The organism is Pedobacter sp. Leaf132, assembly GCF_920984695.1.
In the GTDB taxonomy this organism is placed as follows: domain Bacteria; phylum Bacteroidota; class Bacteroidia; order Sphingobacteriales; family Sphingobacteriaceae; genus Pedobacter.
Genome location: NZ_CAKLBO010000002.1, coordinates 22,866 through 47,333, shown reverse-complemented (window position 1 = coordinate 47,333; position 24,468 = coordinate 22,866). Strand labels below are relative to the sequence as shown.

The window sequence follows — 24,468 nt, the reverse complement described above, 5'->3', positions numbered from 1 at the left end:
CAGTTTTCTATGGCAAATTGCATGGAGCAGGCCGAAGTGATTGGCATAAACCAGCGTTAAATAAACGGGATAGCAGCGATATCCATTTTGGCTACAACCAAACTTAGGAAGTTTAAAACCCAGCGTTCCGTTAATCTTTGTAGCTTTTTCAAGCCAAAAAGATTAAGCGAATAGCCCGGCTAACCTTAAAAATACTTGTAAATTGATTTTCTATTAAATATTTAGATTTTAATGATGTGCGTAAACCGTATCCAGCTCTGCAACATCAACATCGCCATCGGCGGTAATTTCCAAAAGCTTAACCGCCTTAAGCTCATTAACCATAACCGGATCGTATTTAGCCCTAACCTTTACATAGTTTTTGGTAAAACCATGCATGTAACCCATTTTCTGGTCGGCCTCAAATAGCACCTCTCCTGCTGTACCAATTTGCGATTGGTAAAAAGCACGGCGTTTTTTATCTGATAAAATATGAAGCATTTTGCTACGCTCGTTACGTTCACTGCCCGAAACAACGCCCTTCATTTCTGCGGCAACGGTTAATTCGCGTTCAGAGTAAGTAAAAACGTGAAGGTAAGACACATCAAGCTCATTTAAAAACTGATAGGTATCTAAAAAGTCTGCCTTCGTTTCACCAGGAAAACCTACAATAACATCAACACCGATGCAGCAATCTGGCATTACTTCTTTTATTTTAGCTACACGTTCTACGTACAAATCTCTACGGTAACGACGACGCATTAAACCCAGAATTTTATCAGAACCTGATTGCAAAGGAATATGAAAATGCGGAACAAATCTTTTTGAAGTGGCTACAAATTCGATAATTTCATTGCTCAAAAGATTAGGTTCAATTGAAGAAATACGTATCCGTTCGATCCCCTCAACTTCATCCAGGGCTTTTACCAAATCAAAAAACTTATCTTCTCGCTCGCCATTGCGAATGCCAAAATCGCCCAGATTAACACCTGTAAGTACAATTTCTTTAACACCACTTTCTGCAATTATTTTAGCTCGGTTTACCACATTTTCAATGGTATCGCTACGACTGGCGCCACGAGCCAAGGGAATGGTACAGTAGGTACAAGGGTAATCGCAACCATCCTGAACTTTTAAAAATGTCCGGGTTCTATCGCCTATAGAATACGAAGCGATAAAATTATGGTTAACTTTTTCTATACTTTGCTGATGAACAACAGCCTTCGGCTGTTTGGTTAAATCAGAAATAAATTCTACAATTCTAAATTTTTCGGCAGCACCTAATACCATGTCAACGCCTTCAATTTCGGCAATTTCCTGAGGTTTTAATTGTGCATAACAACCAACAATAGTTACGTAAGCATTTGGAGAATGCTTTAAAGCTTCCTTAACTACTTTACGGCATTTTTTGTCGGCATTTTCGGTAACCGAACAGGTATTAATTACATAAACATCAGCCGAATCCTGAAATTCGACAACAGCATAACCTGCATCGGTAAATAAACGACCAATTGTAGAAGTTTCAGAGAAATTAAGTTTACAACCTAATGTATAAAATGCGACCTTTTTCATTTAGCCTGCAAAGATACAATTTTGATTTAAGAAAGGTAACCCGCGATTTTAGCTTTGCGTAAGCTTAGGGTAAAATAATATCGACAAGTAACTTAGTCCTCATTCCATCTGTAGCTTTTTTGCTCAAATCCGGCTAAGTCCAAAATCCTGCTCACAACTGTTCCGGCAACTTCTTCAATGGTTTTTGGTAAACTATAATAGGAAGGGTTTGCCGGGCAAATGATTCCTCCAGCCTCGGTTACGGTTTTCATATTGTTAATGTGTATCAAACTAAAAGGTGTATCTCTTACTACAGCAATTAATTTGCGGCGTTCTTTTAAAACAACATCGGCAGCTCTGGAAATTAAATCGTTAGAGATTCCATGCGCAATCCTGCCAAGTGTTCCCATCGAACAAGGTACGATTATCATAGTATCATATTTAGCCGAGCCAGATGCAAATGGGGCATTAAAATCATTTTTGTGATAGAAATTGAAATCATAATTTTCGTAATCCTTATTTCCAAGTTCAAACTGCCAAACTTCTTTTGCATTGTCACTCATCACTACACCTACAGCTTCAATCTGACTTTGGAGTTCTACCAATTTATCAAATAGCACTTTTGCATATACAGAACCACTTGCTCCGGTTACAGCTACTATTACTTTCTTTTTATTCATCTCCACGCAAAAATAAGATTTATTAAACAGACCTAACAAAAAAGGGCCAGAACAAAGTTCTGACCCTACATCTACCTATGAAAAACATACCCTCGAAAGGGTAAGAACAAATATATATATTATTTTAAAAAAAGATAATGGCAAGGCGTTAAAATGAATAAAAAACACAATTATTTATCAAACAACAACTCAAGTTACTGATTTTCAGTTAATTATTTTTGATAATTATCAAAACAATTGACTAAAAAAAGTGTGCATTCTACACTAAGTAAGTCAAAATTGTACACCGTATTATTACGCAAACACTAACAAATAATACGTAGTACAAGCCATTTAGAAATTAATGTTTGATTTTGAAGCAATGGTTGTTAGTTTTTTATATGAAAAAATTAATTTAAATAAATTCAATTTAGGCAATAAACAAAAAAACCTCCTGATGGCTCAGGAGGTTTTTTTCTTAATAATTATTGCTTAGGCGCTGTTGCAGCTGGTTGCTCGGGCGCTTTGCCTATCAGTTCCATAAACTGATCTAATTTTGGTGTGATGATAATCTGAGTTCTTCTGTTTTTCATTTTACCTGCAGGCGTGTTGTTATCTGCAATAGGATTATATTCACCCCTACCGCCTGCGGTTAAGCGTTAAGGATCAACACCGAATTTAGTTTGCAATGTTTGCACAACTGATGATGCCCTTAAAGCACTTAAATCCCAGTTGTTTCTAATGTTGGTTTGTGCAATTGGCACATTATCAGTATTACCTTCAATTAATACATCATAGCTATCATAATCTTTTATGATTTTAGCAATCTTACTAAGGGTTTCAGCAGCCTTATCTGAAATTTCGTAACTACCAGATTTATACAACATATTATCCGCTAGTGAAATATAAACTACTCCTTTCAAAACCTGAACATCAACATCGCCCAACTCTTCTCTGCTTAATGAACGTGTTAAATTGTTTGTAAGCACCATATTAAGCGAATCACTTTTGTTTTTTGCGTTTATTAATTGTTTGATGTACTTGTTCGAACTGTTAATTTCATCTACCAATTTCGAAATGTTAACATTTCCCTGGTTGCTCGAATTTAAACATTTCGTTAATGCATCTTGTAAAGCTGCGGTGTTCTTTTTTTCTGAAGCAATTTGTTCTTCTAAACTTTTAACCCGGCTTGTAGCGCCCGTAAGCTCTCGCTGACTATCCTGATATTTATTACTTAGCTCCTGATTTCTTTCTCTTAATTTATCGAAAGTGGTTTGCAATTCGGCGTATTTCTTATTACTAACACATCCGGAAACGAGGATAATGGAAAGCGCCAATAATGGGATTGATTTGTAAAGTTTCATAACTCTTGTTTTAAATTATAAATTTTATAATCAATTACAACAACCGTTCCCTTTTAAAGTTTTCTCTTGAATTTTAAGCATTATTAACTTTTAATCAGGCCTTTATTCCCTTACTAATTGTTGTGCTTTTTGTCATTTATTATTATTCTGAATTAAAACTTCTAACATATTCACATAAAATATGTTATTTACGTTAAATATGTGGTTCAATTGATTTAGATGATGATTATTGTTTGATTGTTCAACCTAAAAAAATTATCTTGCATCCATAAAAAGAAAATAAGACCGATTATCTATGACAAAGCTCTTTGTAGGCGGGTTACGACCTGATATTAGTGAAATGGATTTGGCCATGCTTATTGGTCTTTATGGAAATATAGAAACCATAAAAGTTGTTAGGGATAGAGCTACAAATAAATGTAAAGGTTATGCATTTGTAGAGATGTTAAAAATTGATGATGCACAAAAAGTTATCTCCATCTTAAATGGCGAATCGTACAAAGGAAATGTTTTAAATATTAAGATTTCTGAAGATGAACCAGCAAAATCACCTAAGGTTGTAAAGAAATTTATCGCCAGAAGGCCGATTAAATAGTTACAATTCTCTTAGCAAATATGGCCACCACGGGCGTTTTTATTTTTTACTCTAAAATAGAATTAAAAATACTTTGCATGTATTAGAAAAAACACTTATCCTTACATATCATTAATTATTGTTTTGATAAGCACTGATTAATTGTTTGTTAAATGGAGGATATTACTGTCCTCCATTTTTTTTTGAAAATATTTTTTTCTCAATTAAATTACAATGATAGTTGGTTTATTTAATGGCTTTAAGCTATTTTATTTAATTGATGAATACCAATTGATTGGATGCGAGCGAAGATTCATTCCATCACTTTCTATGTGATATAATATGATAGGTTCAGAAAAATCAACCAAACGTTCAATTTTTTTCGAAAGCTTCCCCAAAAAATCCATACTCGAAATACCTTCTTTAAGGTGTACATAAATTACCGTGGCCGTTTTAAATTCAAAGCGTTCTACAAGACCAGGCCATTCAGCTTTTATCTTATTTAAGAAAGCCGAAATTTTCTTTTGATTTTTTAGCACATCCATAGCTTAAGGTTTTAACAACCTTAAATTAATCAATATTTAACCTAAAAAATATTTTAAAGCAATGCTCGTTATAAAAATTACAGAGTAAAAAAATCGTCACATAAATTCATCACTAGCAGATAATTATGAAAGCTCTATCCAAACCGGACCATGGTCGCTGGTTTTCTCCCAACCTCTAACCTGCCTGTCTACACCACCAGATTTTAACCTTTCCAAAAGTTGGTCATTTAATAAGAAATGGTCAATTCTTAAACCGGCATCTCTCCCGTAAGCATTTCTAATATAATCCCAAAAAGTATAAATTTTATCTTCCGGATACAGTTTTCTTAAAGCATCTGTCCAGCCTTGCGCAATTAAATTATGAAACGCATCTTTAACTTCTGTGCGAAACAACGCATCATCAACCCACCTTTCTGGTTTGTAAACATCAAAATCTGTTGGGATAACGTTAAAGTCGCCACAAATTACTGTTGGCAAATCAAAGCTTAAAAGTTTTTGAGTATGCTTGGATAAACGTTCCATCCATGCCATTTTATAATCTAACTTGGCGCCCGGAGCCGGGTTTCCGTTTGGGAGGTACAAACAGCCAATAACCACATCATCAACCATTGCTTCGATATATCTGCTTTGCAAATCCTCATCATCGCCAGGTAAACCTTTACGCAGTTCTTTAATTTCGTTTTTAGCAAGAATCGCAACACCATTCCAGCTTTTTTGTCCGTGCCAGATGGCATGATAACCCGCATTATTGATAGCCTCTAAAGGAAATTTCTCATCGGGCGCTTTAAGCTCCTGCAGGCAGGCAACATCTGGCTGGGTTTCTGCCAGCCAGCGCAACAAAACCGGCAAACGGCCATTTATACCATTAACGTTATAGGTAGCAATTTTCATTTCACTAATTTATAGATTATAATCTTATCTGGGATTTAAATCAATAAATTTTAGCTACAACAAAACGACTTTTGGCTACAACCCGCAATTGCTTAAAACCGAACTTTGAGTATCAAAATATTCGAAATATGGATTTAAGAAATAGTACAGTGTTAATTACCGGCGGAACAAGCGGTATTGGTTTGGAGTTAGTAAAACAATTGACTGAACTAGGTGCAACAATTTTGCTAACAGGCCGCAAGCTTGATGCCCTAAACGAAACAAAAGCGCAATTCCCTAACGTACATACATTTCAAAGCGATGTGAGTAAGCCAAATGACATAAAAGATTTGTTTGAGATGGTTACCACACTTTTTCCAAACCTAAACATCATCATCAATAACGCAGGATTAATGCGCTTAATTGATTTGCAAGACACATCTATAGATTTAGAAAACATTAATCAGGAAATTTCTACCAATCTAACCGGCACCATCCAAATGGTCCATCAGTTTCTGCCACATTTACTAAAACAGCAATCTTCGGCAATCGTAAATGTTTCTTCAGGCATAGCTTTATTGAGTTATTCGGCTGCGCCGATTTACAGTGCTGCAAAAGCTGGTGTTAGGGCCTATACACAGGCATTACGTTTGCAAGTGGAAGACACAAATGTTAAAGTTTTTGAAATGATTCCGCCGGGAGTAAAAACCAATTTACAAAACGATTGGGAGAAACAACCTAATCAAAGCATGATGATGACTGCAGAAAAGATGGTTAAAGTAGCTATTGATGGACTTATAAAAGATAAAAAAGAACTGAAACCCTTCATGATTCGCATCATTAAATTTGCAAACAGACTAATGCCCAATGCTTTATTAAAATATGGACATCGGGAATTTAAAGAGATTAAGAAAATAAAAATTGAAAAACAGATATGAAAATGATGCTTTTTGCAGGCTTAATAATGCTTGGCACTTTAACTGGTTTTGCGCAGCAGCCAGCTGATAAAATTATCGGACAATGGGAAAGTATAGATGGTGATGTAAAATTGAAATTCGATATTTTTAAAGAAAATGGAAAGTATTCCGGAAAACTTCTGTGGGCATCAAACATGTATGAAGCTGATGGAATAACGCCGAAGAAAGATGATAATAACCCCGATAAATCTCTAATAAACCGTTCGAGAAAAGGCATTGTAAATATTACTAATCTAAAATTTGAAAATGGCGAATACAGTGGCGGCAAACTTTACAATCCTGGTGATGGCAATACTTACAGCCTGAATGCAAAGTTGAAAAATGATAAAGAACTTCATTTCCGCGGTTATTTAGGCATTTCTATTTTAGGCAAAACGATGAAGTTTAAAAGAATTCTGTAAATTGATATACAAATTAAAACCAACAAATGATTAAAAGTATAATTTCTCTGCTGCTACTATTGGTTTCAGCAGGGCTTTCATTCAAACACGGATGGGACACGCTGAATTACAAGAAACATCCCGAATCATTAAAAATGATGAATGAATTGGGGATTTCTGAAGGAATGATTCCTTTCTTTGGTGTATTAACCATTCTAATCGGCACACTTTTGCTGATTCCAAAAACGTTTTTTTTGGGTAACCTGCTAAACGCAATATCAATTGTAATAATAATGGCGCTGGCTGTAAAAGCAGGAAATTTTAAAATGGTACTGATGGAAATTCCATTCTTAATATTGCCATTGATAATGATTTGGTTAAAATATCCATTTCTAAAAAATTCGATTTAAGAATGATACCAGTTCGCATAAAATCTATAACCCAAATCCATCAGCTAACAGGCTTAGCAAAACCAAACCATCCATTAATTAGCATCGTTGATGTATCAAAATTCAGCAACGAGAGCGAGGTTAATGCTGTAGTTTTTGATGTGTATGCAATATCTGTAAAACGTGGCTGTAACAATTTATTGTATGGACAACAGAAGTATGATTTTGATAATGGCTTAATGGCTTTTATGTCGCCCGGACAAGTTTTACGTGGAGAAGAAGGTGGACTACCGCCAAATTTAGAAGGTTGGATGCTTTTTATTCACCCCGATTTCTTATGGAACACGCAACTCGCTAAAACGATAAAAAAATACGAATATTTTGAATATTCAGTAAATGAAGCTTTATTTCTATCGCCTAAAGAAGAGCTTATAATTAGTGGTGTTTTGGAAAATATTAGAAATGAGTACGAATCTAACATCGATAAATTTAGTCAGGATATTATTGTTTCTCATTTGGAAACTTTGTTAAATTATGCCGAAAGATTCTATCAAAGGCAATTTATCACCCGAAAAATAACCAATCATCAGGTATTAGACCGGCTGGAAGCCTTGTTAGACAAGCATTTGAAAGATGAGAACTTAATTTTGAAAGGTTTACCAAGCGTACAATATATAGCCGAAAATTTAAACATGTCGGGCAAATATTTAAGCAGCTTATTAAAACAGCTAACTGGCCAGACAACACAGCAACATATTCACGATAAATTGATTGAAAAAGCAAAAGAAAAATTATCGACAACCAATTTATCTGTTAGCGAAATTGCCTACCAATTAGGATTTGAACATTCTCAAAGTTTCAGCAAATTATTTAAAAGCAAAACCAATAACAGCCCCTTGCAATTTCGCGATAGCTTTAACTAAATAATACACCAAAACAAGTAATCAGCTGTAGCGTAATTTCAAATTTGAACGTTTTATTCAAAAACAATTATGATGAAAATTAAACCCCTGTTATTATTAAAAGCAATTACTTGTATTTTATTAATAATTACGATAATACAGCTTACAAAATAGCATAACCATAAATGATTATGCCAGCCATTTAAGCAGTAAAATCTCTTGAGGTCTGCTAAGCGAGTTTCCAGTCTGGCCTTTCAAAATGGCAGGTATAACCGTAAGGAATTTTTTGCAAATAATCCTGATGATCTTCTTCCGCAATCCAAAAATCAGTAGCGGGTACAACTTCGGTTACCACTTTGCCAGGCCAAATACCCGAAGCATCCATTTCCGAAATTAATTCTTTTGCAATGCTTTCTTGTTCTGGTGATAAATAGAAAATAGCCGAACGGTAAGAAGTTCCAACATCATTACCTTGCCTATTCTTGGTACTCGGGTCATGTATCTGAAAAAAATACTCCAGAAGTTTTCTGTAAGATAATATGGATGGATCAAATTCAATCTCAATCGCTTCTGCATGCGTTCCGTGATTTCTGTAAGTTGCGTTTGGCACATCACCACCAGTGTAACCAACCACTGTAGATTTTACACCAGGCAAATGCCTGATAAGTTCTTCAACGCCCCAAAAACAGCCACCGGCTAATATTGCTTTCTCAGTATCCATAATATTATATTTATGATGAAGGTACGCAGTGCCAAAACGTTAAACAAATAGATATAGCCTATTTACATGATAAAGACAATTTTGAGATGAAATACGCGATTTGAAAGAGATTTCAAGATTGGAACAAAACAAAAAAGGAGATTAAAAAATCTCCTTTTTGCTGATGCGGAAAGCGAGGGATTCGAACCCCCGGACCTATGACAGTCAACAGTTTTCAAGACTGCCGCATTCGACCACTCTGCCAGCTTTCCGCTGCAAAAGTAATCATCTAATTGATATCTGCACAATAAAAAAACAGATTAACCATAGAATTTTTATAAGACTATGATTATCAAGCAAAATATTTTGATTTATAATCTCCCTCTGTCATCAGAATTTACTTCTATGAAAATATGAATCTAAACACACCAATATTTTTTTACGCTGTAGCTTAAGCAGTTACAATTTCTTAACAAATCAGCAATAAATAAAAAGCTAAAAGCCTTTAATTTTGCACTATGGCAAATCAAAACATCAGCAAATTATTGCAGAACAAAATAGAGTTATTAAAAATTGAAGTAGAAAATGCGCAGTTAGAATTAAAAAAATGGGAAAGCATGGCTGATGAATATAACGCACAACCCGATAAATTTGAGCTTATTGCTACCTTACTCGTAGGCGAAGCGGCCGAAAATAAAAAATCAAGAAAAAAGGCATAGCGGTAAAACTTCCTGAATTTTAGAAATGATGATTGCCAATTGCAAATGGAGTAATCATCAATTACATGGCGCTAACTGAAAGCGCTGTGTTGCGCTCTGCACAATTAAATTGCAATTGATCTAAAAATTCACCGTCATGATTCAAAATAAATAACTGCAGCGGATGGGGAAAATCTACCAGCGCACCAAGTTTAGGCATTAGGCTAGACGTAAAAGCATGCTCATCAACATTCTGTAGCAATTGAATAAAAACCAAACTGTTATTCATAAAGCGAACTACATCAATAAAACCCGGCCATTCCAATTTTATTTTATCGATAAATGCATGGGTATTATGTCTTTCTATCAATCTGAGCATGGCTTTAACAGGATTATCAGCAAATATAACATCACCAGATAGTAAAACAGATTTAGCGAAGAGAAATGGACAAATAGCTTTTGACTTTTATCATCACCTAAATGAATAAAATTTATAAATCCTGATGGTAACAAAATTATAAATCTAAATAATCCATAATCGGGTATATTTACGGTAGAATTAAAACTACATTATACTACCTTTGTGTATATGGAGTCGCTGATAAAAATTAATAAATTAAAATCGTTTTTGAAGAAAATACAACTGCTTCAAGGCTATGGCGATATGAATTCTTATGCACTGGCGCAAGAGTATAAAAAATTTGCAAACGTTTCGGAGATTAAGCTAAATAAAATAGTGGATGCTTTTTCTTCACCAAGAACCTGGCATTCGGGTAAAAGAAAATTTATTGATGATATTGAAACCCAAATTGGAGATGCACATAATTCTTAAAATCAACAGCTAAAAACAACTGGAAAAATGTTATTGTAATTAATTTTTACAACAAATATTCGATACAACAATAAACATGATTTAGGCAACTAGCATCCAAAGAAATAAATTTTGTTGCTTAAAAGATTAAACCACTAATGCTGATGCGAGCGAAAGCGCATTTTTTAAGTTGTTTTTGCATTTCAAGAGATAATCTACACTGCCCAAATCGTTTTTTATCTGAGTGCTGTTATCCATTTTTGCATCGGTAAAGAACATGCTGTTTGAAAGTTTAGCTTTAAAACCTGGAGTAATCTTTGATTCTATTTCTATGGCTGTAGCTTTCATCGGGTTTGACTTTACGCAAATGTACATTTAATATTAAAGTAATAGATTAATTTAATATTAAATCTCCACTCCTGCAAGAAATACAAGTATTGATTAACAAAAGATTAGCCTGGATTGAGTATAAATAAGCATCGCCTAAATCTGGCTGTATAGTAGCAATTATATATTCATTCGTTATATTTGTATTAGTTTATGACAGACTTTACAAATAGTTCTACTACGACATTTAGCAATGAAACGCTTCTCGAAGTTCTTCAAAACACTCAGGAAGCTACAGCAATATATACAAATGAAAACCTCTTTATCCGCTTTGCAAACAATGCAATGCTCAATATATGGGGTAAAGAACGAACTATTGTAGGTAAAAATCTCGAAGATGCTTTACCAGAAATTGTTGGTCAGCCTTTTATAAATATCCTAAAAAACGTTTGGAGAACCGGGGTAAGTTATTATGCATCAGATACTGCTGCAGAGCTTATTGTAAACGGCGAACGACAAACCTTCTATTTCGATTTTGAATACCGGGCAATGCTGGATGAAAATCAGAAAACTTACTGTATTATCCACACCAGCCGGGATGTATCTCAAAGAAGAGCATCATTAATTTTAATAGGCGAAAAGGAGGAAGAAGAGCAGGCAATTAATGAAGAAATGGCTGCTACGGTTGAAGAATTATTATCAACAAACGAGGAATTAAATAAATCGATGGTGTTGCTCGCCGATAGCAGGGAACACATCAGAACAATTATAGAACAGGCTCCTGTTGGTATTTGTGTTTTAGAAGGTGATGATTTGGTTATCGACATTGCCAACAAAGTCATCTTAAACATCTGGGGACGAAAAGAAAGTGAGGTTATTGGAAAACCACATGAACTTGCTCGTCCGGAACTTAAGGGCCAGCCTGTTAACAAATGGCTTAGAGACGTTTATGAAACCGGAATAGCAAAGGTTAATAATGTTTTCAGGGTGATGCTTTATCAGGAAAATGGTTTGAGAGAGGCATTTGTAAATTCTATCTATCAACCAATAAAATCATCTTCTGGCCAGATAACCGGCGTATTAGTGATACTGGAGGAAATTACCAATCAAATACATGCATCCAGAGCACATGAAAAAGACCAGCTAATGCTTGCAATGGCTATTGATGCCGGTGAACTTGGAACCTTTTTTTATGAACCCGAAAATAATCTCTTCTCTGGCAATGATTTATTAAAAAGCTGGTTCGGACTCTCATCAGATGACAAACTGGATTTAGGTATCGCACTTTCCGCCATCCACGAAGAAGACAGAGAATTGGTGAGCAAATCCATCAGCGAAGCATTAATGCAGGAATCTGGTGGCCGCTATGCGATTGATTACCGAATCAGGGCTAATCCCGATGCTGAATTCAGAACCGTTCAGGCCATTGGCAGAACAACTTTTGATACGAATGGCAAGGCTTTAAGTTTAAATGGAACCGTACGAGACATTACCGAACAAAAGAAAGATGAACAGCGTAAGGATGATTTTATTAGCATGGTTAGCCACGAACTAAAAACACCTTTAACATCCCTGAATGCATATATTCAGCTTTTGCAACGAACAGCAATTAAGCAGAAAGATAAAGACCTGGAGGGTGTTTTACAGAAAGCATTGAAGCAAATAAGAAGCATGACTTCTATGATTAATGGTTTTCTGAACGTTTCGAGATTAGAATCTGGTAAAATGTCTATTGATGCTACAACATTTGATGTGAAAGGACTTTTTGATGAATTAGAATCCGAACTTTCGGCCACTATTCATACACACCATCTTGAATTTATAACGGCTGACGACGTATACCTTAATGCAGATAGAGATAAAATCGCCCAGGTGGTTCAAAATTTAGTAGGCAATGCGGTAAAGTACTCGCCTATGAGTTCGACCATTACAATTGGCTATGCTGTAAAAGATGACAAAGTGGTTTTCTCTGTTGAGGATAAGGGAATGGGCATTGCCGAAGAAGATCAGGAGCATATTTTCGAAAGATATTATCGTGTAAAAAATCAGCAAATGGGCTCTATTGCAGGTTTTGGAATTGGCTTGTACTTATGCAAAGAGATTATAGAAAGACACGGCGGCAATATTTGGCTAAACAGCGAATGGAACACTGGAACAACATTTTATTTCCAGCTATCTTTAGTAAAATAATCCGCCAAGTTATTTATAACGATAATATGTAGCCTCATTTTTACAGGATATCTTTTTCACATGGCTTATTTTTAGCAAAAAAATATCCTATGATTAATAAAATATCCAGCATTGCACTGTTTGCCTTATTTTCCACAGCAGCAATAGCGCAAACCTCACCTAAGCCTGCTGCAGCTCAGCAACCACAACGCCGCAACGCACCGCGACCTTATGCCATTACAATTGATAATAAGACTAAAGTTAGTCTGGATACTGCAAAAGTAAATGCAGCCTTTAGGGCAGCTTACCCTGCTTTTGCAACCGCAGATGGCTACCGAACCAAACGTGAAGTAAACATGCGGGTTATAGATACGGCCGGCAAATTTACTTTAAAAGCAGTACCCGGCGAGATTGTAGTGAATAGCAAATGGATTAAAAAGAAAAAGAATTTTGATAATTTTCAGGCAAGTTTACAGGAGGCACTTCACAAAAACTGGTCATCGGTAGATACCATAATAAAGGACGATTATCAGTTGGTTTTCATCAATAAAAATTCTGCTTTTAATCCAGTAATACAGAAAGAATTAATTGAAACCTATTTTAAAGTGTTCCCTACCTTAGTGAGCACTTTTAATGATAAAACCACGCACCAGGTAATTTTTGTAACCGATACCGCTTACAAAGGTGTTGCAGAAGCCAGCGGAAATCGTATTCTGTTTAGCACAAATTACATGAATGCCCACCCTACCGATATCGACATAGTAACGCATGAAGGTATGCACCTTGTTCAGGGTTATGGTTATGGCTCAGGACCCGTTTGGCTAACCGAAGGTATCGCAGATTTTATCCGTTACAGATACGGTGTAGATAATATCGGTTCGAAATGGAAATTGCCGGATTTAACAGAAAAACATAACGAGAAAAAATATGAAAACAGCTACAGAATTACTGCTCGTTTTTTTGAATGGATAGACCAAAAAATTAAGCCCGGTGTAATTATCGATATAGATAAAGAACTGCGAAACAAAAACTATACGCAAGATACATGGGTAAAACTTACAGGAAAAACGATAGATGAGCTTTGGGCAGAATATGCTAAAAACCCTGAATTAACCTTAAAATATAGCGGCAAAGAAAGGGCTTAGCAAAAAATTGTATTATAAACAAAGGCCGGTAATTAACAAAATCGGCCTTTGTTATTTATATTCTTGTATATCCTGGTTACCTTGAAATTATTTGATTAGCACCTTTTTACCGGTTTTAGCAGAAGTTTTAGCCGCTTCTAAAATCTTAACTACAATCAGGTTATTTTCTAAAGAAGATAAATCATGCTCAGGTTGGATTTCATTTCTCAAAACCGCAGCAAGGTAAGTTAAACTGTTTGCGTAAGCGGGTGCTAAAGCTTTTGCTTTATACACTTTATAATCGGCATTGCCATTTTCTTTTAAACGAAGTTGATGCTCGTTTACCGCCTGTATATAGCCAGTTTTACCAAATACCTCCATATCCTTAATGCTGAAAGGCCAATTCCATGACGCTTCGATAATGCCTGTTGCATCAGGATACTCCAAAAGGATAGTGGCATCATCATCTACATTTGGGTAAACATCTGGTTTGATTTGATGTGTAATTGCCGATACCGAAATCGGGGCCTTACCATCCATTAACCAGGTCATGAGGTTTGCGCCATAACAACCAAAATCATTTAATGCACCGGCACCATTTTTTTTAGGGTCGGTTAACCAGCTCAAAAACTCCTTACTTACGCCAATTTCTTTTGGCCCTTCATGCCCATCATGAACAATCATTTTACGCACCGTTCCTATCATTTTTTGCTGTTTGATATTCAGGTAAGCTTCCTGGTTACTCGGATACCAGGTGGTTTCGTAATTGGTTAACAAATGACTATTATACTTCAGCGCCAGCTGAGCCATTTTTTCGGCATCCTTAACTGTTGTAGCCAGGGGTTTCTCTACCATTACAGAGATACCCAGAGGCGCTGCTGCTTCTACAACGGCTAAATGATCACTTATTGCATTATAAGCTAATACTGCATCAGGTTTGCGTTTTTTTAATAAGGCAGGTAAATCGCTAAAGAACAAACTATCTGCTAATTGGTAGCGCTTTTTAAACCTTTGTATTAAATCCGGATTATTTTCTGCAATGCCGATAATGTTCACTTCACCCTTTTGAAAACTGTTCATAATCAAATAAATGTGATCATGATTCAGTCCGGCAACAGCAACATTTAACTTTGGCTGCTGTGCTTGTAAGGTAGAAATGCTGATGAAGGAAAACAGCAGCACAAATGCTATTTTAAGTGTAAATTTATGGCTCATTTTAAACGATTTATATTTTGAAAAACATCAAGGTAGAAAATTAATTTTAAGGCGAATCTGTAGCTAAGCATTATAATATCACAATATGCTAAACTATCTTTAAGGCGTTGGCATAAGAAGCTTCAGGCGCTTGCGCCGGAAAGAAGACTTCTAAACCATCAGCCTTTTGTTCAAACTTTAGCTCAGCTCCGGTAGCCACCAGCTTAACACTACGCACTTTCTTTTGGTAATGTTCGCTATTGGTTCCCAAACTTTTTATCAGGCTCGAACCATTTGCCGGCCACGCCATTACAGTTGCAAACAGTACATCACCCTTAGTACAAAAACGTACATCTTCGCTGGTGAAAGCTTTACCCTTACCCTCATTAAAACCCTGAGCGGTTAGGGCTGCAGCCTGTTGTTGCGCCGGACCTTCGCCAAAAATCTTCCATGGCCTTGTACCAAAAACACTTTCGCCATTTGCATTTATCCAGACGCCAATTTGCTCCACAATTTCACGCTCCAATTCATCCATAGTGCCATCTCCTCTTAGCGGAATATTGAGCATCAGGTTCCCGTTTTTGCTCACTACATCCACCAGTGTATGGATTATCATTTTAGGCGTTTTGTAGCCCTTTCGCTCGTATATACTTCGGTCGTAATGCCAGTCGCCAATGCAGGTATCGGTTTGCCACGGAAGCGGTTCAATATCATTACTTTGTCCCCTTTCAATATCCCAAACCATCGCTTTACGTTCTTGCTCATTCAATATTTTACCGGTAATAACGGCTTTCAGTTTGCCATTATCCTTAATGCTTTTATTATAAAAATGCGAAGCTATCTTTAATCCGGCGTCACTTACCGGCCATAAAGGAAACTGTGAATCGTCAAAGTAAATCATATCCGGTTTATACTTGTCAATCAAATCGATTGTCCGGTTAAAAAACTTATCGATATATGCCTGCGTAGGGGGCGTTACACCATTTCCCCAATTCCACTGGCTATGAATTGCTCCGTTGTTCTCACTATTTTTACTTAGTGCATGGTTTTGCTCATAAAGCTCCTGAGGGTCTAACCCATCCCACCATTTACCTTTTCCATCTTGCCTGGTTAACTTACCATCGTATGGGATGCCTGCAAAAGCACCCTGTTTATCGGAGCGTTGAGCCGTTTCCATCCAACTCCAGGTATGTGCTGCATGCACACTCACCGCAAATGGTAAATCATTTTTCTTCGCTGCCGCAGCCCAACCTTTTATAATATCTTTTTTAGGCCCTACCTTAAGCGAATTCCAGTTTTTTTGATATTTGCTATCATACAAATCTAAATTATCATGATGATTGGCCAGCGCCATAAAATATTTGGCACCAACTTTTTTATATAATGAAACCAGCGCCTCAGGATTCCATTGCTCCGCTTTCCAGGTATTAATTACATCTTTAAAACCAAATTGTGAAGGGTGACCATACTTTTCGACGTGGTATTTGTATTTTCTGTTGCCCTCCATATACATTTCCCGGGCATACCAATCGCCTGCTTCGGGCTGGCATTGCGGCCCCCAGTGTGCCCACATGCCAAACTTAGCATCCCTAAACCACTCAGGTGTTTTATAAGTAGCCAAAGATTCCCATGTGGGAGAAAATGGACCTTCAAAAACTTTTGCTACAAAATCTTCAGCATGTTTATTTTGTAAAGTAAGTGCTGATAAACGATCTGTAAACAATAAGGTAGGTAAGCCTATTGCCAAGCTCTTCAATAATTTTCTGCGGTTCATATAATTGGTTCAGGATAATTATGGTCTTCGCAAATGTATATTATCTACGTTAAAATCTATGTAAGTTAAAGGCTTTTAATGGGAATGTTACGTATGGCCTCATGCCGAAAGTTCCAAGTACCAAATCCTAAACTTTCAACATAACCTCCCCTGTCATCCTGAGCTTGTCGAAGGACTTCCATCTTAAACCCTTCACCTCCCTCAAAGGGGGATAGCGAGTGCTATAGAAATCAGCATGACAGATGATTAAACATTAGCACACTCCACTCACTCCGCTCATTTTAGAAAACCGAGGGGCTCTGCACCCTGCTCTCCGGCATAGCAGATATTCGTAGAATTGAGCATTGAAATTTGCGCAGTAACATGCAATTTTATGTGAACAAGAGGAAACCATTCTTCACCAACTATGCAGCTCCCTCTCTTCAAAGAGATATTATCCCGGCAATCCGGGGGGAGCGGGGGGTGAGGTATTTTATAAAATCACAACCCAACCACCCCTTCCATCTTAAAAATCTAATAATTAAAACCCAATTAAAAAGATTTCTCCACTACGGTCGAAATGACGATTGTGCATCCCTACCCTGCTTTCTTTAAAAGGTTGGGGCTTTAATTCCAACCCCCGCCTAAAGAACGATACAAACCAACAACCGCATTTAACTGCTCGGTTTTAATAGTGGTTAATTCCAGTTCGCTTTGCAACAAATTGCCTTGAGCGGTAATCACCTCTAAATAATTGGCCATACCACTCTTAAATAACAAACTTGCATTTCGCGAAGCTTGTTGTAAAGTCTGCGCTCTTTTCTCTGCAATGCTGTATTGACTCTTCAACTTCTCTACCTTAGTTAATTCGTCAGAAACCTCTCCTACTGCGTTAATTACAGATTGGCGGAATTGAATAACGGTTTTCTCCCTGTCGATTTTTGCCAATTCCAGATTTGATTTCAGTTGACCTCTCTGAAAAATGGGTTGTGTAATACCACCTGAAACTAAACCAAATAAAGATGCAGGCACACTAAACCAGTTACTGGCTTTAAAAGAATTGATGCCTCCGCTTGCCGTAATCACAAGAGAAGGATATAAACTCGCTTTTGCAACGCCAACCTTCGCATTTGCCACATTGAGTGCTAATTCAGCAGATTTAATATCTGGTCTGCGGCTTAGCAAAGCTGATGGAAAACCAGCGCTCAAATCCTGAGGGATGGCCATTTTATCTAAACGGCTGGAACGGTTTATCGCCTTTGGCAAAGTACCGATTAAAACACTTAAAGCGTTTTCCTGTAAGGTAACATTTTGTTCTAAACGTGGGATAAGCTGTGCTGCATTAAGCTGCTGTGCCTCTGCCTGTTGAATGGCTAAAGAAGTTACCTGTCCGGCATCGAACTGTAAATTAATGATTCTTAGCGTGCTATCATTCAGTTTTAAGTTTTTCCTCGCGATTTCCAATTGTGCATCCAGCATCAAAAGATTATAATAACCTTGTGCAACATTGGCGACCAAACGGGTTTGAACCGCTTTACGAGCTTCTTCGGTTTGTAAAAAACTGGCTAAAGCACCAGCTTTTTGATTGCGGATTTTTCCCCAGATATCAGCTTCCCAAAACACACCCAGATTGGCATTGTAATCTTCAATGTGGGTAGAACCCGTAAATTGATTTAAGCTCAATCCGTTTAAACTATTATCAGAGGGGCGGCTCGAACTTGCCGCTACCTGTAATTTCAACTCAGGTAAATAACCTAATTTTGATTGTTTGAACAACACTTCAGCCGCATCAATATTTTTTAATGCAATTTGCATGTCGTAATTTTTAACCAGCGCTGTATCGATTAAATTCTGTACAGTGAGGTCGCTGATAAAGTTCTTCAAAGGCAAATCGCCTACACTTGAAGAATCTGCTGGTGCCGAATTTCTAAACATCTTTGGCGCTAAACTTTGTGGTAAAGCTAAATCTTTAGAGATTGAACATCCGCTCCAGATTAAGGCAAGGAGCAGGATGCTTAAAATATTACACCGTTTCATAAACTACATGATTTACAGGTTCTTCATTGTGATGATGAACAACCTCATTTGATTTTCTTGAAATTTTTTCTTGTAATGCCTGGAAGATGACAAAGAGTACCGGAATAATGAACAATCCTAAAATTACTCCTGAAACCATCCCTCCTGCTGCACCAATACTGATGGAGTGGTTACCTTGTGCCGACGGACCAGTTGCCCCCATCATTGGAATTAAACCAACAATAAAAGCAAGGGAAGTCATGATAATCGGGCGTAATCTTGATTTAGCAGCTTCTAATGCTGAGGCAGCCAATGGCTGTCCGCTTCTTCTTCGTTGAACTGCAAACTCTACAATTAGAATGGCATTTTTAGCGAGTAAACCGATAAGCATAATCAGGGCAACTTGCACATAAATATTATTCTGAATGCCGGTTAAACCTATTGCTACAAACACACCGAATATTCCGGCAGGGATAGATAAAATTACCGATAGCGGCAAAATATAACTCTCATACTGTGCAGAAAGCAGGAAGTAAATAAAAACCAGACACAGTAAAAATATCACGGTCGATTGCCCGCCTGAAGAGATTTCTTCCCGTGTTTGTCCGGAGAATTCGTAACTATAACCTGATGGTAAATGTTGCTCCGCTACCTCTTCAATGGCTTTAATGGCCTGACCAGAACTAAAGCCCGGTTTTGGAATGGCATTAATTGAAATCGAATTGAACAGATTGTATCTTGAAGCCGTTTCTGAACCATAAATGCGGCTCAGTTTTACTAAAGTATTAATTGGCACCATTTCGCCGCGATTACTTTTCACAAAAACACGGTCGATGGATGATGGGTCTGCCCTATCCTGAACATCTGCCTGAACAACCACACGGTAATATTTACCAAAACGGTTAAAATCTGATGCCTGTGCGCTACCGAAGTAAGTTTGCATGGTTTGCAGAATATCTTTCACATTTACACCCAATTGGTCGGCTTTTTCATCATTAATATCCAATTGTAATTGTGGATAATCTGCTTTGAAACTCGTGAAGGCCACTGCAATTTCCGGACGTTTCATCAGCTCGCCAATAAATTGTTGGGAGATGCCGCTGAATTTATCAAGTTTACCGCCGGTTTTATCCTGCAATACCATATCCAAAGCTTCAACATTACTAAAACCCGGAACAGTTGGAAAACTAAACACAAAGAAACTGCCACCAGAAATGGCGCCTAATGTACCACGAACCTGGTTCATGATTTCTTCGATATTTTTAACTGCGCCACGTTCTTCATTCGGTTTTAAGAGTACAAAAACTACAGCTGATGACGGACTTGTTGAGTTGGTTAACAAGTTAAAACCTGATATTGCTGTTACATCTCTCGAGGCATCGAGTTTACTCAATACATTTTCGGCTTCAGTCATTACTTTCTGTGTGCCTTCTAACGATGTTCCGGACGGTGTATTAACAGCAATGGCGATAAATCCCTGGTCTTCAGTAGGGATAAATCCTGCAGGAGTCGTTTTCACCATAAAAACTGTAGCCAAGGCAATCAAGGCCAAACCGCCCATGCTTAACCATTTGTGGCGAACTAAAAACTTCAAACCGCCAACATACCGATTGGTAAGGGAATTGAAACTGTGGTTAAATCCGTTAAAAAACCTTTGCTTAAAGTTTGGCTTCACTTCCGGTTTATCACTATGTGAAGAATGATTATCTTTTAAGAATAAGGCAGCCAAAGCCGGACTTAAAGTTAAAGCGTTAACCGCTGATATCACAATTGCAATAGCCATTGTAAAGGCGAACTGGCGATAAAAAACACCTGTAGAGCCTTCCATAAAACCTACCGGCAAGAACACCGCTGCCATAACCAATGTAATGGATATAATGGCTCCGGTAATTTCGTGCATCGCTTCATGGGTAGCCGCTTTCGGACCTAAACCTTTGTGCTCCATCTTTGCGTGTACCGCTTCAACGACCACGATGGCATCATCCACTACAATACCAATGGCTAAAATCAATGCGAACAATGTCAATAAGTTAATCGAAAATCCAAACAACTGCATGAAGAAGAATGTACCTAAAATAGCAACCGGAACGGCAATCGCCGGAATTAAGGTCGACCTGAAATCCTGAAGGAATAAGAACACCACGATAAACACCAGGATAAAGGCCTCAACCAAAGTATGCTCTACCTGCTCTATAGATTGATCTAAGGCCACTTTTGTGCTGTAGAAAATATTCTTTTTTATCCCTGCCGGAAAACTTTTTTCAGATTTCTCCATCAGTTTATTAATCGCGACTTGTATATCATTTGAGTTTGAGCCCGCCAATTGAATAATACCGATTACAATTGCTTTTTTCCCGTTAATACGGGTAATACTGTTATAAGAATAAGCACCTAATTCTACCCTAGCTACATCTTTAAGGTGTAGTATAGAGCCATCTGCATTGGCACGTATAGCTATATTTTCATATTCTTCTGGTTTGGTTAATTTCCCTTTATACTTAATTACGTATTCGAAAACTTCCTTACTTTTCTCACCAAATTTTCCTGGGGCAGCTTCCAGACTTTTATCCTGAATGCCTTTCATTACCTCATTAGGCGTAACTTTATAAGTAGACATTTGCGTTGGATTTAACCAGACACGCATAGAATAATCTTTTACGCCACCAAAAATAGCTGCAGAACCTACACCGGGAATACGTTTAATTTCGGGAATGATGTTAATTTGTGCATAGTTGGCTACAAAAGTCTGGTCGTATTTAGATTCATCATCTGTGTACATACCAATTGCCATGATGAAACTGTTCTGCTGTTTCGCAGTAGTAACCCCTTGTTGTACAACTTCAGCCGGTAGCTGACTAGTGGCCTGAGCAACACGGTTTTGAACATTTACGGCAGCCTGGTCGGCATTTGTACCTAATTTGAAGAAAACAGTGATGGCCAAAGAACCATCATTACTAGCCGTAGAACTCATGTAAGTCATGTTTTCTACACCATTTATAGATTCTTCGAGCGATGGCGCTACTGAACGTAGAACCGTTTCGGCATTTGCACCAGGATAAACCGCAGTTACCAAAACTGAGGGTGGTGCAATATCAGGAAACTGTTGTAAAGGCAATTTCGTTAGACCAAGTACACCGAGTATCACCAACAAAATGGAGATAACAGTTGCCAGTACAGGCCTTTGTATAAATATCTTAAACATTTTTTCTATTATTTAAGCCCCAGCCCTCCCCGGAAGGGAGCGAGTATGAAGCGTATATTATTGAGAACTAATTTTTGTTTTCTTTTTGTATTTTCAGTATCAGCCTTTTAACTTTTAAGCCTTTAGTTTAGCATCCAAGCTTTTGACTTTCAACTTTTAACCTGTGACTTTCAACTTTTTTACTTTCAACTTCTGACTCCCAAGTATTTCACCATCTAAGGCATCTAAGGTCATCTAAGCTTTTAGTTTAGCATCCAAGCTTTTAACTTTCTACTTTTGAATTTCTACTTTCTACTTTTGACTTTTTACTTTCAACTTTTGACTTTTGACTTTCTACTTCAAACTCGCTGCTTTATCACTTGCTTGCTCTGGTGTAATCACTTGCCCTTCCTGCAAACGGTCTAAGCCGCTTAGTACAATTTGGTCGCCTGATTTTACACCATCTTTAACCAGATAATTGTTACCGCTTTTACCGATTACCGTGATAGGCATTTTGCTAACTTTATTGCCTTTATTTAGTGCGAATACGAAAACTTTATCCTGCATTTCAACTGTAGCCGATTGAGGAATTAATATGGCATCATCATGTTTTAAACCTAAGCGAAGTTTACCGGTATTACCGGAACGTAAAGTCCCGCTGGCATTCGGAAAACTAGCTCTTAGTGTTATCGCACCAGTATTTTTATCAAACTGACCATCTATCATATCAATTTTGCCTTTAATCGGATATTTAGTGTTATCCGATAAAAGCAACTCTACGGCAGGCAAATGTTTAATCCTATCAGCAGGAGATTTACCCGGATAATTTGCGTTGAAACTGTTGAAATCATTTTCAGCCAAAGAGAAATAAACATGTACTTCATGTATGTCTGACAATTGAGTTAAAGCTTCCTGGTCTGTTGGTGCAACCAAACTTCCTTGTTTTTTAGGAATACGACCGATATAACCACTTACAGTAGCTTTAACATTGGTATAACCTAAATTAATTTGAGCTGATGCAACACTTGCTCTGGCCTGTTCGGCATTTGCCTGAGCTATTTTATAGGCTGTTTTTGCCGTTTTCAACTGAAACTCAGAAACTACCTTATTTTGAACAAGAGGTGTTAACTTATCAACTTCCAATTGTGCATTAAGTATAGCAGCTTCAGCTGCATGTAAGCTTGCTTTAGCATTATTTAAAGCTTCTCTATAAGGATTTTCATTAATTTTAAAAAGTGTTTGCCCGGCAGATACATAAGCGCCTTCATTAACTAATACCTTTTGCAAATAACCGCTAACCTGCGGACGAACATCAATATCCACGGCTCCCTGTATAGCAGCCGGATATTCAATAAAAGTAGTTTCGGTACTTTCATGTATCTGGCTTACAGGCAATACCGGCGGTGGTGGTGCAGCTGCTGTTTGGTCTGGAGAGGATTTACAACTAATAAGAACGATTGAAAATAATGATAGAACGAATAGAGACTTAACCTGATTAAATGGTTTAACACTGTTAAGTAAAATGAATAAACGATGGATAGCATTCATATGATTAAAAATTATAATGGATTTATAGGTTATAAACTATTTAACACCGTTAAATAGAAGTTAAAAAAATATTAACTATTAATAGATAAGGTAATACCCTTAATAGCGTCTTTTAAAATTTGTTGGTTTAGTTCGTCTGTAGTTCTTCCGTTTGGCCTTACCAGGTTAATAGAAATCAAGCCATGAATAATCGACCAATAGGTATAGTACTTCATGCAAATATCATCATCTGATACTGGTTTTTTAGTAAATAAAGATTCAATTACATCGCCCAGCATAGTGCTAACATGTTCTGCTTCTGGCATAGCGCTTTTAACGTTACAACACACCATATCTACACCATACATCAACTGATAAAACTCCTTATGCGAAAAAGCGAAGTTCCAATAGGCAACCCACATGGCTTCCATTTTATCTTCCGGGTTTTCGTATTTATCGCGGGCTTCCTTAATATCTTTTGAAAGGATTAAATAACCTCGCCTGGTTAATTCTAGTAAAATGCCTTCTTTATTTGGAAAGTATTCGTAAATAATCGGTGCGGTGTATTCAATCTGGTCGGCAATTTTACGCATACTTAAAGCCTGCCACCCTTCATTTTGAACAATGTTCAGGGCTGCATCCAGAATACTGGTTCTGGTTTCTTCTTTCAATCGTAAAATTCTTTCTTTACTTCCCATGACGGAATTTATTAAGTGTAAATAATCTAACACCGTTAAGCAAATGTATAACCAATTCAGAAATCAACAATCATGCAATT

General features: G+C 37.2%; 22 protein-coding genes, 1 tRNA gene and 1 pseudogene. 9 read left to right on the top strand and 15 right to left on the bottom strand.

What is annotated here, in order from left to right; genetic code table 11:
• Nucleotides 1-228 precede the first annotated feature (228 nt).
• The 3 genes and pseudogenes from mtaB to LUA86_RS03940 all read right to left on the bottom strand — a co-directional run bounded on the left by mtaB (nucleotide 229) and on the right by LUA86_RS03940 (nucleotide 3,553).
• The gene (gene mtaB, locus LUA86_RS03950; protein WP_231459295.1) at nucleotides 229-1,551 is read right to left on the bottom strand and encodes a tRNA (N(6)-L-threonylcarbamoyladenosine(37)-C(2))-methylthiotransferase MtaB; all 1,323 of its coding nucleotides are present in this window, start codon (nucleotides 1,549-1,551) and stop codon (nucleotides 229-231) included.
• Between the two features lie 92 nt (nucleotides 1,552-1,643).
• Nucleotides 1,644-2,210, bottom strand: coding sequence for a UbiX family flavin prenyltransferase (locus tag LUA86_RS03945; protein ID WP_231459294.1), 567 nt, complete (start codon nucleotides 2,208-2,210; stop codon nucleotides 1,644-1,646).
• A 464-nt stretch (nucleotides 2,211-2,674) separates the two neighbouring features.
• Nucleotides 2,675-3,553, bottom strand: a pseudogene (locus LUA86_RS03940) (OmpA family protein).
• A 295-nt stretch (nucleotides 3,554-3,848) separates the two neighbouring features.
• Between LUA86_RS03940 and LUA86_RS03935 the strand changes: the two are divergent.
• Complete coding sequence (locus LUA86_RS03935) at nucleotides 3,849-4,148, top strand: RNA-binding protein (RefSeq protein ID WP_231459293.1); 300 nt, start codon at nucleotides 3,849-3,851, stop codon at nucleotides 4,146-4,148.
• Between the two features lie 248 nt (nucleotides 4,149-4,396).
• Here the strand turns inward: LUA86_RS03935 and LUA86_RS03930 are convergent, their stop codons facing one another.
• Together LUA86_RS03930 and xth are read right to left on the bottom strand one after the other, a co-directional pair.
• Complete coding sequence (locus tag LUA86_RS03930) at nucleotides 4,397-4,672, bottom strand: hypothetical protein (protein ID WP_231459292.1); 276 nt, start codon at nucleotides 4,670-4,672, stop codon at nucleotides 4,397-4,399.
• Between the two features lie 123 nt (nucleotides 4,673-4,795).
• Nucleotides 4,796-5,563: an exodeoxyribonuclease III gene (gene xth / locus LUA86_RS03925; protein ID WP_231459291.1), complete on the bottom strand. Its 768-nt coding sequence runs from the start codon at nucleotides 5,561-5,563 to the stop codon at nucleotides 4,796-4,798.
• Nucleotides 5,564-5,691: 128 nt separating this feature from the next.
• On the opposite strand from xth, the gene LUA86_RS03920 reads away from it, so the two are divergent.
• From LUA86_RS03920 to LUA86_RS03905, 4 genes are read left to right on the top strand one after another with little or no spacing between them, the layout of a single operon-like run.
• Nucleotides 5,692-6,480, top strand: a complete 789-nt coding sequence (locus LUA86_RS03920) for an SDR family oxidoreductase (RefSeq protein ID WP_231459290.1) — start codon at nucleotides 5,692-5,694, stop codon at nucleotides 6,478-6,480.
• A 2-nt stretch (nucleotides 6,481-6,482) separates the two neighbouring features.
• Nucleotides 6,483-6,920, top strand: a complete 438-nt coding sequence (locus LUA86_RS03915) for a DUF2147 domain-containing protein (protein WP_231459289.1) — start codon at nucleotides 6,483-6,485, stop codon at nucleotides 6,918-6,920.
• Between the two features lie 26 nt (nucleotides 6,921-6,946).
• A complete protein-coding gene (locus tag LUA86_RS03910) occupies nucleotides 6,947-7,309 on the top strand; it encodes a hypothetical protein (RefSeq protein ID WP_231459288.1) in 363 nt (120 codons plus the stop codon).
• Between the two features lie 2 nt (nucleotides 7,310-7,311).
• Nucleotides 7,312-8,211, top strand: a complete 900-nt coding sequence (locus LUA86_RS03905; protein WP_231459287.1) for an AraC family transcriptional regulator — start codon at nucleotides 7,312-7,314, stop codon at nucleotides 8,209-8,211.
• Nucleotides 8,212-8,419: 208 nt separating this feature from the next.
• On the opposite strand, the gene msrA is transcribed toward LUA86_RS03905, so the two are convergent.
• Nucleotides 8,420-8,911, bottom strand: coding sequence for a peptide-methionine (S)-S-oxide reductase MsrA (gene msrA / locus LUA86_RS03900; protein ID WP_231459286.1), 492 nt, complete (start codon nucleotides 8,909-8,911; stop codon nucleotides 8,420-8,422).
• Nucleotides 8,912-9,077: 166 nt separating this feature from the next.
• Nucleotides 9,078-9,162: transfer RNA gene (locus LUA86_RS03895), tRNA-Ser, on the bottom strand.
• Between the two features lie 246 nt (nucleotides 9,163-9,408).
• Between LUA86_RS03895 and LUA86_RS03890 the strand changes: the two genes are divergently transcribed.
• Entirely contained in the window at nucleotides 9,409-9,609 is a 201-nt protein-coding gene (locus LUA86_RS03890; protein WP_231459285.1) for a hypothetical protein, read from the top strand.
• Nucleotides 9,610-9,670: 61 nt separating this feature from the next.
• Here LUA86_RS03890 and LUA86_RS03885 read toward each other — a convergent pair whose 3' ends face one another.
• On the bottom strand, nucleotides 9,671-9,967 hold the full coding sequence (locus LUA86_RS03885) for a hypothetical protein (protein ID WP_231459284.1): 297 nt from the start codon (nucleotides 9,965-9,967) through the stop codon (nucleotides 9,671-9,673).
• A gap of 249 nt (nucleotides 9,968-10,216) precedes the next feature.
• On the opposite strand from LUA86_RS03885, the gene LUA86_RS03880 reads away from it, so the two are divergent.
• The gene (locus LUA86_RS03880; protein ID WP_231459283.1) at nucleotides 10,217-10,420 is read left to right on the top strand and encodes a hypothetical protein; all 204 of its coding nucleotides are present in this window, start codon (nucleotides 10,217-10,219) and stop codon (nucleotides 10,418-10,420) included.
• Nucleotides 10,421-10,546: 126 nt separating this feature from the next.
• Here the strand turns inward: LUA86_RS03880 and LUA86_RS03875 are convergent, their stop codons facing one another.
• Nucleotides 10,547-10,747, bottom strand: a complete 201-nt coding sequence (locus LUA86_RS03875; RefSeq protein ID WP_231459282.1) for a hypothetical protein — start codon at nucleotides 10,745-10,747, stop codon at nucleotides 10,547-10,549.
• A gap of 192 nt (nucleotides 10,748-10,939) precedes the next feature.
• Between LUA86_RS03875 and LUA86_RS03870 the strand changes: the two genes are divergently transcribed.
• Together LUA86_RS03870 and LUA86_RS03865 are read left to right on the top strand one after the other, a co-directional pair.
• Nucleotides 10,940-12,916, top strand: a complete 1,977-nt coding sequence (locus LUA86_RS03870; RefSeq protein WP_231459281.1) for a PAS domain-containing sensor histidine kinase — start codon at nucleotides 10,940-10,942, stop codon at nucleotides 12,914-12,916.
• A gap of 89 nt (nucleotides 12,917-13,005) precedes the next feature.
• Complete coding sequence (locus LUA86_RS03865; RefSeq protein ID WP_231459280.1) at nucleotides 13,006-14,040, top strand: basic secretory family protein; 1,035 nt, start codon at nucleotides 13,006-13,008, stop codon at nucleotides 14,038-14,040.
• 87 nt (nucleotides 14,041-14,127) lie between these two features.
• On the opposite strand, the gene LUA86_RS03860 is transcribed toward LUA86_RS03865, so the two are convergent.
• The 6 genes from LUA86_RS03860 to LUA86_RS03835 all read right to left on the bottom strand — a co-directional run bounded on the left by LUA86_RS03860 (nucleotide 14,128) and on the right by LUA86_RS03835 (nucleotide 24,388).
• Entirely contained in the window at nucleotides 14,128-15,234 is a 1,107-nt protein-coding gene (locus LUA86_RS03860) for a Gfo/Idh/MocA family protein (protein WP_231459279.1), read from the bottom strand.
• An 88-nt stretch (nucleotides 15,235-15,322) separates the two neighbouring features.
• Complete coding sequence (locus LUA86_RS03855; RefSeq protein WP_231459278.1) at nucleotides 15,323-16,987, bottom strand: alpha-L-fucosidase; 1,665 nt, start codon at nucleotides 16,985-16,987, stop codon at nucleotides 15,323-15,325.
• 606 nt (nucleotides 16,988-17,593) lie between these two features.
• Entirely contained in the window at nucleotides 17,594-19,003 is a 1,410-nt protein-coding gene (locus LUA86_RS03850; RefSeq protein WP_231459277.1) for a TolC family protein, read from the bottom strand.
• A complete protein-coding gene (locus LUA86_RS03845; RefSeq protein WP_231459276.1) occupies nucleotides 18,990-22,184 on the bottom strand; it encodes an efflux RND transporter permease subunit in 3,195 nt (1,064 codons plus the stop codon). Before LUA86_RS03845 ends, LUA86_RS03850 begins: the two co-directional genes overlap by 14 nt.
• Nucleotides 22,185-22,517: 333 nt before the next feature.
• Entirely contained in the window at nucleotides 22,518-23,711 is a 1,194-nt protein-coding gene (locus LUA86_RS03840) for an efflux RND transporter periplasmic adaptor subunit (RefSeq protein WP_231459275.1), read from the bottom strand.
• Between the two features lie 71 nt (nucleotides 23,712-23,782).
• A complete protein-coding gene (locus LUA86_RS03835) occupies nucleotides 23,783-24,388 on the bottom strand; it encodes a TetR/AcrR family transcriptional regulator (protein ID WP_231459274.1) in 606 nt (201 codons plus the stop codon).
• Between the last annotated feature and the right edge of the window lie 80 nt (nucleotides 24,389-24,468).